The following is a 15,763-nucleotide window of genomic DNA, read 5'->3' as shown; positions in this document are numbered from 1 at the left end:
AGAAAAGTCTGCATCCCGGTGAGCGAGGCGATCTCGCGCTTGAAGCCGGCGCCGACGGCGATCGCGATGGGGGCGCGAAGTTGGATGTCGCTTCTGATGTAACCTTCTTGCATGACTGCGGCGCCCTTTGGATTTCAAAGTGTTGGGGAGTTTCAATGCCTTCCAATGCAGAGCCGATGCGAAGGTTCCGCCACCTCAAATTAGTCGTCGCTGACGGAACAACACCTCGCCGGGGGCGTTTGCCCCGGGAGCTCAATTATTCGACTTGCCGATGTTTCCGCCCCGGGCGGAGGCAGGGCGGAGCTCGCCAATACGCGATCCGGAGGATCGTCGTGAACCAATACGCGATCCGAAGGATCGTCGTGAATCCAACAGGAGAGAAACGATGAAAACCACCCTCATTCCAGCTGTCGCCGGCCTGGCTCTGATGGCCGGCATCGGCATCGCCGCCGCGGACGAGGTGATCGTCACCCCCGAGCAGCAGACCGTGGTCAAGGAATATGTCCACAAGCATCCGATCGCCTCGGTCAACGTGCTCGGCCTCGAGCTCGGCGTCGGCTCGACCGTGCCTGATACGGTTGAGCTGCAGGAGGTGCCGGACGTGCAGTATCGCTATGCCGTGGTCAACGACCACACGGTGTTGATCGATCCCGGCACCCGCCGCGTTGTCCAGGTGATCCAGTAACATCTGGCCGCTGAAGAGCCCGATCCTTGCCCGAGGCTTCGGTGAAGGATCGGGCTCTTCTCGCATCAAGGGAAAGCGCCTAGAATAGCCACCGGTTTGGGAGGCAACGAAGCGGAAGGAGTCGTTGCCATGCATCATCCACACGTCGAATCACCCAGTATCGCCGCCATGGTCGACAAGCTGCTGGCCGAGCACAGGACGGGCCTGCTGTCCATGCAGGAGGCAATTTCGCTGCTGCGGAAGCGCACCGGGACCGACCGCTCTGACGCGGATTTGGCCGGATTGATCACAAAGAAGGCAGCCCATCTCGGCATCGCGGTCGTCACCGACGGCCACTGAGCGAATTTGCCGCCTAAGTCGGTCGAATATGCGTGATACCGAAGACGCCGCGTCAAAATTCCGCTAGTGTTCGCGCCGGGGAACCCGTCCCAACCTTAGGAGGCGACAGTGACGGACGACAGGCACGAACGCATTCGCCAACGCGCGCATGAGATTTGGGAGCAGGCCGGCCGGCCCGAAGGTGCTCACGAAGAGCACTGGAACCAGGCGACCGCCGAGATCGACGCGGCAGGCAAGCCGAAGAAAGCTCCGAAGAAGGCGGCTGTCGCCAACGTCGAGAAGCCGAAAGCCGCCAAGGCGGCAAAGCCCGCCAAGGCCCCCGCCAAGGCAAAGACGGCCAAACCGAAAGCCAAGGCCTGAGCCGTTTGGGCGGTCGTTTGCCGCCAAGCCTCTTTCGATCCGCCGGAAGGTGAGGGCGCGGCCATGTCGCGCCCTGCGACGATTCCTGAGAAGCGTCGCCGATTTGCAATGTATAGCGATCATAATATTAGAAATTGTTAATGTATAGACTTGGCAACGAGAGAGGTTTACTGACTATCCGAACTATCTCTGTGTCATCCCGGCAACACTGAGTCTGTCCCTTCAATATTCCCAATAAAAGTCGGACTTTGGTCGGACCGGCCGCTTGACTCGCCGCGCTTTACCATGCGTTTTTCCGCCCGGGCTTTCAACTTGGGGACTAGGTATGCGGGGCATCAACCGTCTAATTTCGTTTGCGTTTCTGGCCGGAACAGGCGGCTGGGCCATGCCGGCCTTGGCTGACGAACCGCATCCGGTCGAATATGTGCGCGTCTGCGATCAGTACGGCACCAACTACTATTACAGCCCAGGTACCGAAACCTGCATCAATACCCAGACGGGTGAGACGCGTCGCGAAACCGACGGCGGCACGGTCGTCGGTAAGACCGCGCTGGCAAGCAAGGTCGAGGACATCGATCACCGCATCCAGCGTGCCTTCGAGGGTGCCTCGGTAGCGTCGTCGCTGGCCAGCCCGGATCTGAACAAGGGCGAGCATTTCGGCGTCCGCGTCAATTGGGGCAATGCCGGTCAGTCCAACGCTATGGGCATCACCGGAGCGGCGGTGTTGGGCGAGGGGTTCATGCCTGGCGGCAACGGTCGGGTGGCCGGCGCCGCGGGCGGCGCTTTTTCCGGCAAGACGGTCGGCGGCAATGCCGGCCTGCAGTTGACCTGGTAAGAGCGGCCGGGGGCATCATGTTCAGATATCTTCTTGCGCCGGCAATGCTCGGCGCGGCAACGCTCCTTGCGTCGCCATCCGAGGCTGCGGTCGACTATCTCAGGTACTGTCAAGCCTATGGCATCAATTACTATTACAGCCCGGGCACCGAAACCTGCATCAACGCCCAGACTGGCGAGACGAAGCAAACGGTCGATGATGGTGAGGGCGGCACCACGACGGTCACCGGCAAGACGGCATTGGCCGCCCATGTCGACGACATCGACAATCGCATCACCCGCGCCTTCGAGAACGCCTCGATCTCGGCCGCGCTCGCCGCGCCCGATCTCGTGCAGGGCGAGCATTTCGGCCTGCGCGTCAACTGGGGCAATGCCGGCGACGCCAATGCCTTTGGCATCACCGGCGCCGCCGTGCTGAGCGAAGGCTTCCATGGCGGCCGCCTGACCGGCACGCTCGGCATCGCCTTCGCCGGCAGCCAGGTCGGCGGCAATGCAGGGCTGCAGTTCAACTGGTAGGAAGATCGAGAAGAGGGAAGGCGCCGCCGATCGCTAGCGCCCTCCCTGCTTGCTGGCGTATTGCGCGACCGCGCAGAGAAGGGCAAGCGCCGCGGTATCGCAGGCGGCCCGCGAGGGCGACGGGCCCTTGGCGAAAAGCACCGCATCCGCGACAGGAACCGTCAGTCCGTGCTTTCTGGCAAATGAAGTGACTTCGTAGGGCTGGTCCTCGGGCAGTGCGCCGATGTCGATTTGCAGTTGCATCAAACGTGTTCCTCCCTGGTATGCGTCTATTCCCTCCTTCACCCGGCAGGAATTAACGCCCGGCCGCTCGCCCGCGTCCACCAATTGGCGATTGTGTGAAACGATGCATTTGCCGGGGCGATGAGCCGAGGGTTGCAACCGGCCGGTTGAGGGGTCTGCGGCGCGGGCTTCTTCGGTCCCCCCCACGGGAAAAGGGAAGCCCTCACCAGGCATCGCTCGACTTGGCGAACCTCACCCCCGCCGCGATCATCGCGCTTTCGCACTCGCTGATCAGCCTGAGGTTGCGCAGATACCGCGCCATCGTCTCCGGCAGCCAGGCGGCGCAGGATTCGACATAGGCGCGGCCGTGCACAAGCGCGCCGGTCGACAGCCGCTCATCCTTCTCGGCGATCACCTTCAGATATTGCCGGATGAAGCGGATGTCGTCGGCGATGTCCTGGCTGGCCATGCGCCAGGCGCCGGCGAGGCGCTCGCGCTCGGCGAGCGGCAGCGGCGACAGCAAAGGGCGGGAGAGGTCGGCAAAAGCGGCATGGTTCGCGGTGTTCAAGCAGATTCCCTCAAAGGAAGTATCGTACTTTATGTACGAAATTCGATCAAGCAGGGTTCGTACAATTTGAACGATATACGTCGTCTTGGAGTAAAGATCAGGCGATCCGCATCGAAAAGCCTTCGAGCTGCGCGCCGATTTCGCCAAGCGCCCGCCCCAAGACCGACTGAACCATCTCATGTCTGTCCGGCTTCAGCAGGCTCAAGCCCTTCCGCAATGCGTCCCGCCAGGCGTCGCCGCGCTCCCACGCTTCCGCGAAAGCCAGTGCAAGGTCATCCTGTCGGCGCGTCGTATTCAGCGCCTCGACCAGCAGGCCCGCTTGATGGAGGTCCTTCTCCCGCTTCGCCGCCGCGCCTCGCTCGCGGCGGGTCGCCACGATCAGCTTGTGAACGGCGAAGCGTTCGGGCGAGGGGACAAGCACCGGCACGCCGGAGCGATGCAGCAGCACCGTCCTCACCGGGTCGCGGATCAGGAAATCGAGGAAGCGCAGCGGCTGCGCCGAGGCGCCGCCGAGCGAAGGCATCAGGCTGGCGCGGTCGGCATGCTCGTCGCTGCCGCGGTTGGGGGTGAGGAACTCGATCCGGTAGCGCGAGGCGTTCTCGTACTGCGTCGCGCGGCCGGCATCGGTCCGGTGCGGGATTTCGCGAAACGTCGGATCGACTGCCTTCAGCACGTCGATGACCGGCGGCATGCTGTCTTCCACTTCGGCCGAAACGGAATGGAACTGTGCGAAATCGGCATCGCCTGTCTGCAGCGCGGCACCCGGCAATCGCACCCCGAGATGCCCGGCATAGGTCTGGAAAGCGACGGTGCCCACCAGCACCGCGCGCAGCCGGAAGAGCCCCGCCTTTTCCAGCGCCTCGACGACATCGCCGGTGAAGGTCTCGGGTGCGGTCAGGCCGGCATCGCGGACAAGCGTGGAGACCAGCTTGCGGCGGCTCCTGAGATCGCCCTTGATCTCCCTGAAGGCCGCAACCCGACTGGCGATCTCGGGATCCTCGGCCGGACCGACATAACGCCTCTTTTTCTCGGGGCGGGTTTCCTCGAAATACCAGTAGTCGCGGCCCTTCACCGGCACGCGCACGAAATTGCCCGCCGTCGAGAAATCCGTCTCGAAGGAAGCATCGAGGCTGCGCTGCACCAACTCGGCGTAAAGGGTGCGGTAGGCGAGGTCGATGGTCTTCATGGGCGCTGCTATTGTGCGTTATAAGATTCCTGCAATTTTCTTATAACTGCGGCGCTAGGTCGATTGCAAGTTCTAAGAAATTCGTGAAAATCTTATAACCACCGGCATCTCCCCTAGGGGAGATGAGACTCGTGGCCCAACTGGCGTCGCAAAAAACCGCTTCCCCAACCCGGCAAACAGTGCTTTAACGCGCCCATCCACAGGGGTGCTCCGTACGGTCGGGGCTGAGATGGTGGCGGCAAGCCTCCGGACCCTAAAGCTGATCTGGATAATACCAGCGGAGCGAGGCGGGCCATGTTTTCCGGCGCACAGATTTCCCTTTATCCCATGGCCGACGATTTCGTCGGCGTCATCCTCGGCGCGTTGGGCGCGCTCGATCCTTACCGCGACAGGCTGAGGATCGAGACCGACGACATCTCGACGCTGCTGGTCGGGCCGCCCGAAGTGCTGTTCCCGGCGATGCGCGACCTCTTCGTGGCAGCGGCCAAAAGCGGCAGGCATTGCGTGCTGTCGGCCGCCGTCTCGCGCGGCTGCCCCGGCGAGCCGGACGACCCGATCTGCCGTTCCGACGAGATCGGCGGCCCGGCGGTCCCGCTCGACGAGCGCAAACGCGCGGCGCTCGGCGCCGTGCGGTCGACGCCCTCGACCGACCAGCCGGTGGCAGCGCAATTCTCGCTCTATGTGATGGGCACGGGCGATCACATGGACGAGATCTATGGCTGCATCGACTTCCTGAAACAGTCCGGCGTGTTCGACCGTTCCAAGAACTTCTGCACCAGGCTGCGCGGCGACGCCGGCGCGGTGTTCGCCACGCTCAACGAAGCCTTCTGCCACTTCGGACCCGGCGCGGGGCATGTGACCCTCGACATCACCATTTCGGCCAACAGCCCGACCGCGGTTTGAGCGCAAGCTCGAGCTGTCGAGGAGAGTTATCGTGGCTGTTTGGTATGACCTATTGCATGGGGGAGAGGGCCCCATATCTGACCGCCTCTCTGAAGAGGGAGCGCAGCCTTCGGCGATTGGCGAAAGCCGAGGTGAAGGCCAATCTCCCCCCTTGTGGGGGAGATGCCTGGCAAGGCAGAGGGGGGCGCTGTCCCGCCGGCATGTCAGGCGTTCGCAAGCGCAGCCTTCGTCGGATGCTATGGGGCAAGTTTCGCAGGGAGGCGTTCCTTCGCGCCCCCCTCTGTCCTGCCGGACATCTCCCCCACAAGGGGGGAGATTGGCTCTCACGGCGACCTTCGCCAAAATCGCTCCCGCCGCCCTCGCGTTTACGTTGCTGCTCCTCGCTTGGGAGTTCTACGCCCGTCTCGGCGGCATCGCGCCTACCGTGCTTCCGGCGCCCACCCGCGTGCTGGCGCAAGCCTGGCAAAACCGCGCGGCACTTGCCGAAAACACGCTGCCCACCATCCGCGCCACGCTTGCCGGCTTCGCCTGCTCGCTCGCCGCCGCCTTCGTGCTTTCGGCGCTAGTCGACTTCCTGGCCCCGCTGCGCCGCGCGCTGTTTCCGCTGCTGATCGCCAGCCAGACTTTGCCGTTGGTGGCGATCGCGCCGCTGGTGGTCTTGTGGTTCGGCTTCGGCCTCTTGCCGAAGATCCTGCTGGTCGCGCTGGTCACCGTCTTCCCGATGATGGTGGCGCTGGTCGAAGGCTATGCCGCGACAAGCGCCGAAATCAGCCAGATGCTTGCCGCCATGGGGGCAGGGCGCTGGCGCATATTCTGGCTGGCGCGGCTGCCGTCGGCGATGCCCTATTTCTTCACCGGACTGCGCATCTCCATCACCTATGCGGTGGTCGGCGCGATCTTCGCCGAATATGCGGGCGCCGCGAAGGGGCTGGGCATCTACATGCTCAGCGCCAAGAACAACTTTCGGCCCGACCTCGTGCTTGCCGCCGTTGCCGTCAGCTCGACGCTGACGCTGGCGTTGTTTGGTCTGGCTGTTCTCGTCCAGCGCCTCGCCATGCCCTGGGAGAGGGCCGACCGCAAGGCCGATGCCTCCGAGCGCCGGCCATGACCCGGCTCGAGCTCCGCGATGTGCGCAAAAGCTTCGGCGCGCTCGAGGTTCTGGCCGGCGTTTCGCTCGATGTCGGCGCAGGTGAGTTCGTATCGATCCTCGGCCCCTCCGGCGCCGGCAAGTCGACGCTGTTCCAGCTCCTCACGGGCGCGATCCGGGGCGAGGGCGAGATGCGCTTCGACGGCGCGCCGCTCGATGGCGCCCGCTTCGCCTTCATGCCGCAGCGCGACGCGCTGATGCCGTGGCGTCGCGTCATCGACAACGCCACGCTGGGGCTTGAAGTGCAGGGCATGACGCGCCGGGCCGCGCGCGAGCGCGTGGCGCCCTTGTTCGCCGAGTTCGGCCTTGCCGGCTTCGAGCGCGCCTGGCCGGCCGAGCTGTCGGGTGGCATGCGCCAGCGCGCCGCCCTGCTGCGCACCGTGGTGCAGCAGCGCGACATGCTGTTGCTCGACGAGCCTTTCGGCGCGCTCGACGCCCTGACCCGGGCGGCGATGCAGCGCTGGCTCGAAGGCATGTGGCGAAGCCACCACTGGACCGCGCTGCTGATCACCCATGACGTGCGCGAGGCGGTGCTTCTGTCCGACCGCATCTATGTGCTTTCGGCGCGGCCCGCGCGCGTGGTGCGTGAGGTGGCGGTGCCGCTGCCGCGCCCGCGCACCGAAAGCGCCGCGCTCGCCCGCGAGGCGGCCGCGATCGAGGCGGGCATCCTCGACCCTTTGCTCGGCGCCGCCGATCCGATTTCCCGACCATCCGATGGAGAACCCCGATGACCGAATTCACCCGCCGCCAGGCGCTGGTCCTGGCCGCCAGCCTGCCCTTTGCCGGGGCCGTCACGCGTGCCCGGGCCGCCGCGCAAAAAATCACCGTCGCGCTCGACTGGACCGTCAACACCAACCATATCGGCCTGTTCGTCGCCCGCGACAAAGGCTTTTACCGCGACGCGGGGCTGGACGTCGAAATCCTGCCCTATGGCGACACCGGCTCGGGCGCGCTGGTCGCCAACCGCGTTGCCGATTTCGGCATTTCGGGGTCGCTCGGCCTGTTCACCCAGAAAAGCGCCGGCGCCGACCTGAAGGCAGTCTATGCCGTCGTCCAGTCGGAAACCGGCCGCGTCGTCTTCAACGCCGACCGCGCCGCCATCAAAAGCCCGAAGAATCTCGACGGCCTGACCTATGGCGGCTTCGGCAGTGCCTGGGAGAACGCGCTGTTGCAGACCATCATCCGCCAGGACGGCGGCAAGGGCGACTTTTCGACCGTGACGCTGGGCACCTCGGCTTACGAGGCGCTGGCCAATGGCGCGGTCGATTTCACGCTGGAAGTCTCGACCTGGGAAGGCGTCGAGGCCGAGCTGAAAGGCCTCAAGCAGCGCAGCTTCCGCTACGCCGATTACGGCGTGCCGGACGAGCACACGACGCTGATCGTTTCCAGCAACGCCTTCCTCGCCACCAATCCAAAGGCCGCCGCCGCCTTCGTCCAGGCGACGCGGGCCGGCTATGCCTTCGCCGTCGACCACGCGAATGAGGCAGGCGAGCTGCTGGTCGCCGCCAACCAGGACACGCTCACCAACCCGGCGCTGATCGATGCATCGCTGAAGGCGCTCAACGACGGCCATTTCCTGAAAAGTGCGGCCGGCGCCATCGGCACCATGGACAAGGCCAAGATGGAAGCGATGGGCGGGTATTTGTTTGCCTCGGGGATATTGCTGGATGGCAACGGCAAGGCGCTGAAGGACAAACCGGATCTGGCGGCGTATTTCACGAACGAGTTTCTGGTGGGGTAGGCGCCAAGCGCCGAGGGAACACGACTTTGCGCCGGAACCTTGCCGGGAATCCGGTGCGGAGCCTAATTCTCGACGATGGCGCGAAGGAGCGCGGTTTTGATGTGCCACCCAGCTTCGCCTTGCAGCAACAGGGCGGCCTCATAGAATTTCGCCATGGCCGGACACAGGCCTGGAAAGTCCTGGTTGGCGTTTGAGATAGCCTCCATCTCGGCCGGCGTGCCGCCGATTTTTGTGAAAACGTCGGCGACCAGCGACCAATCCTGATCGCTGGGCACAGCCGCCGGCAGGCGGCTTCTTTTGGCGGCGCCGTAGGCGCGGAACAGCGTGCCGCCGATTCTGTCCAGGTCAGCCAGGAAATCGTGGCCGGGCGCGCTGATCGCGTCCGGCCCGTTGCGCAGGTAATTGTTGCAGGTGGCCGGCGTTTCGCGCGCCATGACATGATTGAGCATGTCAAGCTGCGCCGAAAGCACTTCCGAAGCATTGCTGTCGGGGGTCGTGGGCAGGAGCGGCGCGTATCTATGCCTGAGATCGGCGACCGCCTGCCTGCTGATATTGCGCACTTCTGTTTGGTTTCCAGCCTGGGCCGCGGCAGTATCTTACGCAGCATCGCATCGTAGTCGTCCGGAAATTCCCGGGCGATGGCCTCGAAGATCCCGAGATTCTGCTTCCGGATCTCGGCATCGATGTCGGCGGTGGTCAGCGCCCGGGGCGGCATCGCCACAGACTGATAGTGGTGATGTCCGCCGCCGAACATCGTTGGCATCACGTCAGCCCCAACGATGCTCACGGGGATGACCGCCACCACTTGCAACCATTTCCAAGGTGACATTCGCCGGCCCTCCCGATCCCCGTTCAATTTCCCCCGAGGGTCAGCGCCTTCTTGCGGTCGGCCTCGGCGCGTTTCAAATCGCCCTTGGCTGCCCAAGCCAGGCTTCGGGCGGTGTAAGCATCTGCATATCTGGGGTAAAGCTTGATGGCTTGATTGAAGCTGGTGATTGCCCCGTCCTGGTCGCCCGCTCGCGCCCGCAGAAGGCCTCTGCCGTAGTAGCCGCCGGGGCTGTTCCGGTCGATCTGGATAGCCGTCTCAAAGTCGGCCTGGGCTTGCTTCAAGTCGCCTTTGACTACCCACAAAATTCCACGATCGACATGCACCTTGGCAACGTTCGGATCGAGTTCGATGGCCTTGCCATAGTCTGCGATCGCGCCATCGTAATCCCCGATGATCATTCGGCTGATGCCTCGACCATGAAAGTTCGAGGCATAGGTGGAATCGAACTCGATCGCCTTGCCGAAATCGTCGATGGCACGTTTATGGTCGTTCTTGGCTGTCCAAGCGAAAGCGCGAGCGGAATAATAGCTGCTGTTCTTTGGCTCGATCGCGATCGCGCTGCCATAGTCCGTTATGGCCCGATCGTAATTGTCCTTCTGCCCCCACGCGAGACCGCGATACCCAAAAGCCTCGGCGTTGTGGGGATCGAGCGCTATCGCATGGTCGAATTTCGCGATTGCAAGATCGTATTGACCCTTGTTGTATAGGGCTATGCCGCTCTTGGTGTCGTCGTCCACCGCCGCCGCGTCGGCAGTCGTTGACTTGTATGAAGCCTTCGCCGCGGCCGCATCGTCGCGCTCCTTGCGGGCATTGGTGTAGTTTGGATCGAGACGCAAGGTTTCATCGAAATCCGCGATGGCGCGGTCGTATTGCTTCTTCCTGTTCCAGCAGAATCCGCGGTTGAACCATGCTTCGGCATTCGTTGGCTTCAGTCCGATCGCCTTTGTCGAATCGGCGATGATGCCCTCGCAATCGTGCTTTACGGCTCGGGCTCGACTGCGCAGCACATAGGCGTCGACATTGTTCGGTTGCAACGAAATGATGGTGGTCAGATCCGCGATGGCGCGGTCGATCTTGCCCCTCTGTCGCCAGATGAGAGAACGATAGAAATAGCTGTCGGTAGACTTGGGATCGAGCTCTATTGCCTTGTTGTGGTCGGCCAACGCCCGGTCGGAATCGCCCTTCAGCGTATAGGTGAAGCCGCGCAAGGTATGGGCGCGGGCATTGGATGGGTCGGCGGCGATCGCAATGCCGTACTGCTCGAGGGCGCGGTCGAGTTGGTTTTGAGTGCGCCAGATATCGCCCGCTTCGATAGCGTCTTCCGCTGTCTTGTTCCGAAGCCGGCCGGTTGGTTGCGAGGCTGCGACCTTGCCTTTCGCCGCCAGTGCCAGTTCCCGGCCCTTGTGGGCAAGGCTCATCTTCGGATCGAGCTTCAGCGCCTGGTCGAAATCGGCGATCGCCCGGTCGTAGTCGCCCTTGGCGGCAAAGGCGCCGCCGCGCCCGAAATAGGCCTGAGCGTCATTGGCGTCGAGTTCGATCGCCCGGCTCAAATCGGCGATGGCGCGATCCGGTTGGTTCTTTTTGGTCCACGCGACGGAGCGACCGATGTAAGCGTCCGAATAGTCGGGGTAGAGTCCGATGACCTTGTTGTAGTCCTTGATCGCCGCGTCGTACTTGCCTTTGTCGACAAGCGCGATGGCCCGTCCGACATAGGGTGAGGCATCTTGCGGATCGATCGCCATCGCCTTGTTGAATTCGGCGATCGCACGATCATATTTGCCCTTGTGGTAGAACGCATAGCCGCGATCGACGAAAGCCGCGAGTTCCTTCGAGGATGGCATGATCGAATTACCGCCCATGCCGCCTTTCTGCTGCGCGGCCGTGGCCGCCTTGCGCGCGGCGGCGTAGTTTGGATTGTGCGGGTCTAGTTTGGCCGCCTGGTCGAAGTCGGCAATGGCATCGGCGTAGTTTTTGGCGTCGACCTGCGCCATGCCGCGTCCATAATAGCTGGCGGCGTCTTTCGGATCGATCTTGATCGCCGATGAAAAGGCCTCGATCGCCCGCTTCGGGTCTCCGGTGCCGTACCAGGCCGCTCCAGTACAGAAGAAGGCGCGGCTTGCTTTCGGGTCGAGCCTGATAGCTTTGATGCAATCGTCAAGCGCGCCGTCCGCGTCGCCCGCCGCGCCCTTGGCCAGACCACGGCGCGTAAGCGGCGCGGCGACGTCGGGAATAATGGCGATGGCCTTGTCGAAATCGGCGATGGCGCGGGCAAAATCCTTCTTACCATCAAAGGCCTTGCCTCGTCCGAAATAGGCGAGCGGGCTCTCGGGATCGATCGCGATGGCCTCTTCATAGGCCTCAATCGCTTCGTCATAGTTTTCTTCGTGCAAGAGGCTGTCGCCCTTGGCCACCGCGACCAGGACGCGGGGATCGCTGGTGTCGATAAGCTTCGCCAACTTCGGATCGGCAGGCGAAAGATCGTCACTCGCACCTGGCTCGGCCGAAGCCGCGGTGTCAGCCGGAGCGACAACGGCGTCCGCCGCCTTCGACTGCTCCAAGTCCTGCGCCTGTTCAGCTTTGTCCTCATCGCCGGCAGCCTGCTCGTCGCAGCTTCCCGATCGCGCGGGATCCAGCTCCACGGCGCGCCGGCAATCCTCCGCCGCGCCGGCCTTGTCGCCCTTGAGCGTCCTGGCGCGGCTGCGGCCGAGATAGGCGTCGGCATTTTTGGGATCGAGGCCGATTGCCTTGTCGAAATCGAGCAGCGCGCCGTCGACGCCGTATTTCGCCAGCCGCGCGCCGGCGCGTTCGACCAGTATCCTGGCGGCGGCCTGATCCTGGGCAGCCTGGTCCTGTGTCGTGGCGGCCGCAACGGTTTGCCGGCCGGCCATGAGCGCGGCGCAGGCGCCGGCGCGTTGCGGGTCGAGTTCGACAGCGCGCCGGCAGTCGCTCGCGGCAAGGGTGTCATCCCCGTTTGCGGCCGCTGCCGCCGCCCTGTCGTAAACAGCGTCGGCGTTATCGGGGTCCTCTGCGATGGCCATGCTGAAGGAATTGATCGCCCCTGCAAGGTCGCCCTGTTGCTGCAGCTCCAGCCCTCGTCTGATCTCCCCGGCAGCAAGTTTTGAACGAACTTCCTTGCCGGTGGCCTCCAACTGCTTGGCCAAAGAGGAAAGATCCGGCTTGGACGCCGTTTCCGCCACAGGCACCTCGGCGTCGGCTGGCCCCGAATCGCAACTGCCAATCTTCTTCGGATCGAGCGCGATGGCTTTGCGGCAGTCGGCCGCGGCGCCGGCACTGTCGCCTTTGCGTGATCGCATCAGCGACCGGCCGAGCCACGCCCTGGCCCCGGTTGCATCGAGCGCGATCGCCTTGTCGAAATCGGCAAGGGCGCGATCGTCGTTGTCCTTGCTCGCCCAGGCGACGGCTCGGGCGTAGTAGCCGTCGACCATCCCCGCGTCGAGCTCGATCGCCTTGTTGGCATCGACGATGGCGCGCGCCCAGTCGCTCTTGCCGATCCAGGCGGCGCTACGGTTGGCATAGGCATCGGCGCTCCTGGGATCCACGGCCAGCGCGGCGTCGTAATCGGCAATGGCGCGGTCGAACTCGTCCTTGGCGGCGTAGGCGAGGCCGCGATTGACCAGCGCGATGAAATCGCCCGGATCGATGCGGATCGCCTTGTCATATTCCGCAATCGCCTTGTCGCGTTCGCCCGTCTTGCTCCAGGCGGTGCCGAGGCCCGTATGGGCGTCACCGTTTTGCGGATCGGCCTCGATCGCCTGCTGGAAATCGAGCATGGCCGCGTCGATCTTGCCCTTGCGAAGGAAGGCCGAGCCGCGGCTGGAAAAGGCGTCGCTGGCGGACGGTTCGAGGCTGATGACGATGTTGAAGTCCGCGATCGCGCGGTCGTAATCGCCCTTGTTGGACCAGTCGGTGCCGCGGTTGAACAGCGCCGAGGTCGCCTTTGGATCGAGCGCGATCGCCTGGTTGTAATCGGCAATCGCGCCGTCCCAATCCTCCTTGTCGTCCCGGGCGGAGCCCCGATAGAAATAGGCCTTGATCCGCTGGCGCTGCGCTTGCGTATCGTCTTCGGCAATCGCCGTGCAGGCGGCGATGCGCTGATCGACCGCGGCCTGGTCGACATTCGCTTCCTTTTGGTCACTGCCCTGACCGCCGCTTTCGTCGCCGAAGCAAAGGGCATAGTCCCCAGCAACGGCGGACGCGGGCGCGGCGAGCGCGCAAAGCACCGTCAGCCCTGCCAACGCCAGCCCATGTGAGAGCACGGCGACGAATATGCGCGAGACCGCGCCGGCACGGCGAGACATGGTTTGAACCTCCCCCCGGAGTTGCCGCGACCGCGGCTGCAATTCCTATATAGTTCTGTCTTTGTTCCAAAATGCAAGCAGAAATTGTAGCGACCGCCGAAGTCGGTCTCCCGTCGAGGGGATCCACCCTCACATATCGATTATCGACCTTCTCACCCGGCCGATGATGGTGATCGCGCCCTCCAGTTCCGGCGGGGGGATATCCAGGTAGGAAGCCGGCTGGAACGGCGGGTTGTCGTTCGGGCGATAGCGTTTGTAGGTGGCCCGTCCCGTCTCGTCCGAGATCACATAGCAGCCATTGGTCACCAGCCGCTTGTCGCGCAAATTTACGAAGATGATCGAATCCGGCGGCGAGATCTTGTTCATCGACGGGCCGTCGACGCGCAGCGCGATCCATTCGCCTTCCTCGAGGTCGGCGGTGGGGATCGTCGGATAGTCGGAGAGGTTGACCACGCTGTCCTGGCTGCCGAGCTCGCCGGCGCTGATCCACGACACGATCGGCACGTCTATGGTGACGGGCGAGGGGATGAGATTGACCGGCGCCGCTTCGGCGCCATCGCCCCCCAAACTGCCATTGAACAGCAGCCAGCCGGGGTCGACGCCGAACAACCGGCCGTATTTCTCGGCGGCTTTCCGCGACAGCGGCCGGTTGCCGTTCTCATGGCTGATGAGGGTGTTCTTGTTGATGTCGCGCAGCGCCCGCGCGGCATCGCTGGGCGAGGCATAGCCGGCCTGGGCGCGCGCCTGCTGCAATCTGTGCCGTGAATCCATCATCGTACAAAATGCCTGAAATTTATCGTCCAAACTGTACGATTTAGCTTGCGCGTAATTCGTACATAACGTACGCTTAGCGCATGAATGAGCATCCCGCAAGCCTTTCCGCATTACCGGTGATTCCGGCGCAGCCCACGAGCATCCCGGGACTGCCCACCAATATCTCGGGGCTTATCGACCGCTGGGGCAGCATCGGCGCTTTCGCCGCCGAGGTCGGCTGCGGCTACGAGGCGGCGCGTCAGATGCGCCGGCGCGGCCGCATCGCGCCGCAACACTGGCCGCATGTGGTGGCGGCGAGCCGACGGCTGGGCATTGCCGGCGTCAGCTACGAATGGCTGGCCGGCCGCGCGGCCATGCAACGCGCGGCCGTCATGCGAGGGGAGGCGGCATGAACGCGCTGCCCTCACCATTGGAATTCCAATCGTCCGGACTGTCTTCCTCCCCGGTCCGGGCGCATTCCGGGGCGCTTGCCCCGGATCCGGTCGAACCGCCCGCACCCCGGTTCACCGGAACGGCCGGAGCCGTTCCTCCCCCGGCTCCGGCCCCCAATCCGGGCATAAGCTGCATCCGCACCGAGGACGGCACCGTCATCCTGTTCGACCGCGCGTCGGGCCGGGCGGTGTCGGGCCTGACGCGGGCGGCGGCTGAAGCCAGGCTTCGCGAGCTGGAAGGGGCAGCACGCCCCGCCTGATCCCGACCTTTTCCGAACCCCACCGACGGCCTCGTGGCCGAACCCTGGCGCTTGGGCCGAGCCCGGCGCTTCCCAAGCCCACGCCCCTAGCAATCGACGGAATGAGAAGATGGCAGCCGCCTATACCGAAAAGGAAATCGACGAGATCGCCGCCTGGCTGAAGGAGGGGCTTTCGGCCTCGCGCATCGCCGGCCGCTTCAGCGCGCTGCGCGGCGCCCCGGTCTCGCGCAACGCCATCATCGGCATCGTCCACCGCAATGCCGGCTTGCGCGCCATCGGCTTCGCCAACCCGAAGGGCGGCCGCGCCGGCGGCAGGCCGAGGAAGCATGCCCGGCCGGATCGTCCAGGAAGGCGAGGCAGGACGGTGATTGGAGGGCTCTCCGAGCCGGCCGCGCTTTCCAGATTCGCCGAGTTCGTGGAAGGCGCCGGCGGCGCAACCGCCAATCTCGCCCCTAGCGGGGGAGATGTCCGGCAGGACAGAGGGGGGCGCTGTCCCGCCGACCTGTCCGCCTATGGCATCACCACACAGACGGCCCCCACCACCGCCCGCGCTCCCAAAAAACCCAAACCCCGCAAGCCGGCGCGCACCTTGCCGCCGTCCTGGCTTGCGCCGGGCGAGCGCCAGAAATCCGAAGCCCATCTCTACAAG

General features: G+C 64.2%; 17 protein-coding genes, 1 pseudogene and 1 riboswitch. Of the genes and pseudogenes, 12 read left to right on the top strand and 6 right to left on the bottom strand.

Annotated elements, in window-relative coordinates; genetic code table 11:
- Positions 1-385 precede the first annotated feature (385 nt).
- The 5 genes from EOA28_RS07425 to EOA28_RS07405 all read left to right on the top strand — a co-directional run bounded on the left by EOA28_RS07425 (position 386) and on the right by EOA28_RS07405 (position 2,734).
- Positions 386-685 (top strand): DUF1236 domain-containing protein, encoded by a 300-nt coding sequence (locus EOA28_RS07425; RefSeq protein ID WP_126083399.1) that lies wholly within the window; start codon positions 386-388, stop codon positions 683-685.
- Positions 686-814: 129 nt separating this feature from the next.
- Complete coding sequence (locus EOA28_RS07420; protein WP_126083398.1) at positions 815-1,024, top strand: hypothetical protein; 210 nt, start codon at positions 815-817, stop codon at positions 1,022-1,024.
- 108 nt (positions 1,025-1,132) lie between these two features.
- On the top strand, positions 1,133-1,384 hold the full coding sequence (locus tag EOA28_RS07415) for a DUF2934 domain-containing protein (RefSeq protein WP_127252102.1): 252 nt from the start codon (positions 1,133-1,135) through the stop codon (positions 1,382-1,384).
- 385 nt (positions 1,385-1,769) lie between these two features.
- Positions 1,770-2,219 (top strand): porin, encoded by a 450-nt coding sequence (locus EOA28_RS07410; RefSeq protein ID WP_245501488.1) that lies wholly within the window; start codon positions 1,770-1,772, stop codon positions 2,217-2,219.
- Positions 2,220-2,236: 17 nt separating this feature from the next.
- Positions 2,237-2,734, top strand: a complete 498-nt coding sequence (locus tag EOA28_RS07405; RefSeq protein WP_127252100.1) for a porin — start codon at positions 2,237-2,239, stop codon at positions 2,732-2,734.
- Between the two features lie 33 nt (positions 2,735-2,767).
- Here the strand turns inward: EOA28_RS07405 and EOA28_RS07400 are convergent, their stop codons facing one another.
- From EOA28_RS07400 to EOA28_RS07390, 3 genes are all read right to left on the bottom strand, one after another.
- Positions 2,768-2,977, bottom strand: a complete 210-nt coding sequence (locus tag EOA28_RS07400) for a hypothetical protein (protein ID WP_126083394.1) — start codon at positions 2,975-2,977, stop codon at positions 2,768-2,770.
- A 202-nt stretch (positions 2,978-3,179) separates the two neighbouring features.
- On the bottom strand, positions 3,180-3,524 hold the full coding sequence (locus tag EOA28_RS07395; protein WP_127252099.1) for a hypothetical protein: 345 nt from the start codon (positions 3,522-3,524) through the stop codon (positions 3,180-3,182).
- A gap of 97 nt (positions 3,525-3,621) precedes the next feature.
- Complete coding sequence (locus tag EOA28_RS07390) at positions 3,622-4,710, bottom strand: GSU2403 family nucleotidyltransferase fold protein (protein ID WP_127252098.1); 1,089 nt, start codon at positions 4,708-4,710, stop codon at positions 3,622-3,624.
- Positions 4,711-4,901: 191 nt separating this feature from the next.
- A riboswitch (TPP riboswitch) is annotated at positions 4,902-5,014 on the top strand.
- On the opposite strand from EOA28_RS07390, the gene EOA28_RS07385 reads away from it, so the two are divergent.
- The 4 genes from EOA28_RS07385 (at position 5,005) to EOA28_RS07370 (ending at position 8,501) form a co-directional block, all read left to right on the top strand.
- The gene (locus tag EOA28_RS07385) at positions 5,005-5,613 is read left to right on the top strand and encodes a YkoF family thiamine/hydroxymethylpyrimidine-binding protein (RefSeq protein WP_127252097.1); all 609 of its coding nucleotides are present in this window, start codon (positions 5,005-5,007) and stop codon (positions 5,611-5,613) included. Its footprint overlaps the riboswitch before it by 10 nt.
- 238 nt (positions 5,614-5,851) lie before the next feature.
- Positions 5,852-6,721 carry an ABC transporter permease gene (locus EOA28_RS07380; protein WP_127252096.1) on the top strand — a complete coding sequence of 290 codons (870 nt, stop codon included), beginning with the start codon at positions 5,852-5,854 and terminating at the stop codon, positions 6,719-6,721.
- Positions 6,718-7,491: an ABC transporter ATP-binding protein gene (locus EOA28_RS07375; RefSeq protein WP_128314756.1), complete on the top strand. Its 774-nt coding sequence runs from the start codon at positions 6,718-6,720 to the stop codon at positions 7,489-7,491. The genes EOA28_RS07380 and EOA28_RS07375 overlap by 4 nt, the downstream gene beginning before the upstream one ends.
- On the top strand, positions 7,488-8,501 hold the full coding sequence (locus EOA28_RS07370; RefSeq protein ID WP_127253587.1) for an ABC transporter substrate-binding protein: 1,014 nt from the start codon (positions 7,488-7,490) through the stop codon (positions 8,499-8,501). The genes EOA28_RS07375 and EOA28_RS07370 overlap by 4 nt, the downstream gene beginning before the upstream one ends.
- Before the next feature lie 62 nt (positions 8,502-8,563).
- Here the strand turns inward: EOA28_RS07370 and EOA28_RS40070 are convergent, their stop codons facing one another.
- From EOA28_RS40070 to EOA28_RS07355, 3 genes are all read right to left on the bottom strand, one after another.
- Complete coding sequence (locus tag EOA28_RS40070) at positions 8,564-9,061, bottom strand: hypothetical protein (RefSeq protein WP_245463258.1); 498 nt, start codon at positions 9,059-9,061, stop codon at positions 8,564-8,566.
- Positions 9,062-9,353: 292 nt separating this feature from the next.
- Positions 9,354-13,649, bottom strand: coding sequence for a tetratricopeptide repeat protein (locus tag EOA28_RS07360; protein ID WP_128314755.1), 4,296 nt, complete (start codon positions 13,647-13,649; stop codon positions 9,354-9,356).
- 129 nt (positions 13,650-13,778) lie between these two features.
- Positions 13,779-14,423, bottom strand: coding sequence for a S24 family peptidase (locus EOA28_RS07355; protein ID WP_127386417.1), 645 nt, complete (start codon positions 14,421-14,423; stop codon positions 13,779-13,781).
- 80 nt (positions 14,424-14,503) lie between these two features.
- Between EOA28_RS07355 and EOA28_RS07350 the strand changes: the two genes are divergently transcribed.
- The 3 genes and pseudogenes from EOA28_RS07350 to EOA28_RS40065 all read left to right on the top strand — a co-directional run.
- Positions 14,504-14,815 carry a hypothetical protein gene (locus EOA28_RS07350; protein ID WP_245463259.1) on the top strand — a complete coding sequence of 104 codons (312 nt, stop codon included), beginning with the start codon at positions 14,504-14,506 and terminating at the stop codon, positions 14,813-14,815.
- Complete coding sequence (locus tag EOA28_RS07345; RefSeq protein WP_126083384.1) at positions 14,812-15,114, top strand: hypothetical protein; 303 nt, start codon at positions 14,812-14,814, stop codon at positions 15,112-15,114. Before EOA28_RS07350 ends, EOA28_RS07345 begins: the two co-directional genes overlap by 4 nt.
- A gap of 109 nt (positions 15,115-15,223) precedes the next feature.
- Positions 15,224-15,763, top strand: a pseudogene (locus tag EOA28_RS40065) (GcrA cell cycle regulator); the annotation flags it as partial.

The organism is Mesorhizobium sp. M2A.F.Ca.ET.067.02.1.1 (genome assembly GCF_004023285.1).
Lineage (GTDB): Bacteria > Pseudomonadota > Alphaproteobacteria > Rhizobiales > Rhizobiaceae > Mesorhizobium.
Note: the sequence above shows the minus strand (reverse complement) of the source record. Positions and strands in the feature narration are given on the sequence as shown.

Bases quoted from the DNA above. Each gene is read 5' to 3' on its own strand.
- EOA28_RS07405 (WP_127252100.1), top strand. From the start codon at position 2,237: ATGTTCAGATATCTTCTTGCGCCGGCAATGCTCGGCGCGGCAACGCTC.
- EOA28_RS07385 (WP_127252097.1), top strand. From the start codon at position 5,005: ATGTTTTCCGGCGCACAGATTTCCCTTTATCCCATGGCCGACGATTTC.
- EOA28_RS07420 (WP_126083398.1), top strand. From the start codon at position 815: ATGCATCATCCACACGTCGAATCACCCAGTATCGCCGCCATGGTCGAC.
- EOA28_RS07380 (WP_127252096.1), top strand. From the start codon at position 5,852: ATGGGGCAAGTTTCGCAGGGAGGCGTTCCTTCGCGCCCCCCTCTGTCC.
- EOA28_RS07425 (WP_126083399.1), top strand. From the start codon at position 386: ATGAAAACCACCCTCATTCCAGCTGTCGCCGGCCTGGCTCTGATGGCC.
- EOA28_RS07355 (WP_127386417.1), bottom strand. From the start codon at position 14,423: ATGATGGATTCACGGCACAGATTGCAGCAGGCGCGCGCCCAGGCCGGC.
- EOA28_RS07410 (WP_245501488.1), top strand. From the start codon at position 1,770: ATGCCGGCCTTGGCTGACGAACCGCATCCGGTCGAATATGTGCGCGTC.
- EOA28_RS07345 (WP_126083384.1), top strand. From the start codon at position 14,812: ATGAACGCGCTGCCCTCACCATTGGAATTCCAATCGTCCGGACTGTCT.
- EOA28_RS07375 (WP_128314756.1), top strand. From the start codon at position 6,718: ATGACCCGGCTCGAGCTCCGCGATGTGCGCAAAAGCTTCGGCGCGCTC.
- EOA28_RS07370 (WP_127253587.1), top strand. From the start codon at position 7,488: ATGACCGAATTCACCCGCCGCCAGGCGCTGGTCCTGGCCGCCAGCCTG.
- EOA28_RS07390 (WP_127252098.1), bottom strand. From the start codon at position 4,710: ATGAAGACCATCGACCTCGCCTACCGCACCCTTTACGCCGAGTTGGTG.
- EOA28_RS07400 (WP_126083394.1), bottom strand. From the start codon at position 2,977: ATGCAACTGCAAATCGACATCGGCGCACTGCCCGAGGACCAGCCCTAC.
- EOA28_RS07350 (WP_245463259.1), top strand. From the start codon at position 14,504: ATGAATGAGCATCCCGCAAGCCTTTCCGCATTACCGGTGATTCCGGCG.
- EOA28_RS07360 (WP_128314755.1), bottom strand. From the start codon at position 13,649: ATGTCTCGCCGTGCCGGCGCGGTCTCGCGCATATTCGTCGCCGTGCTC.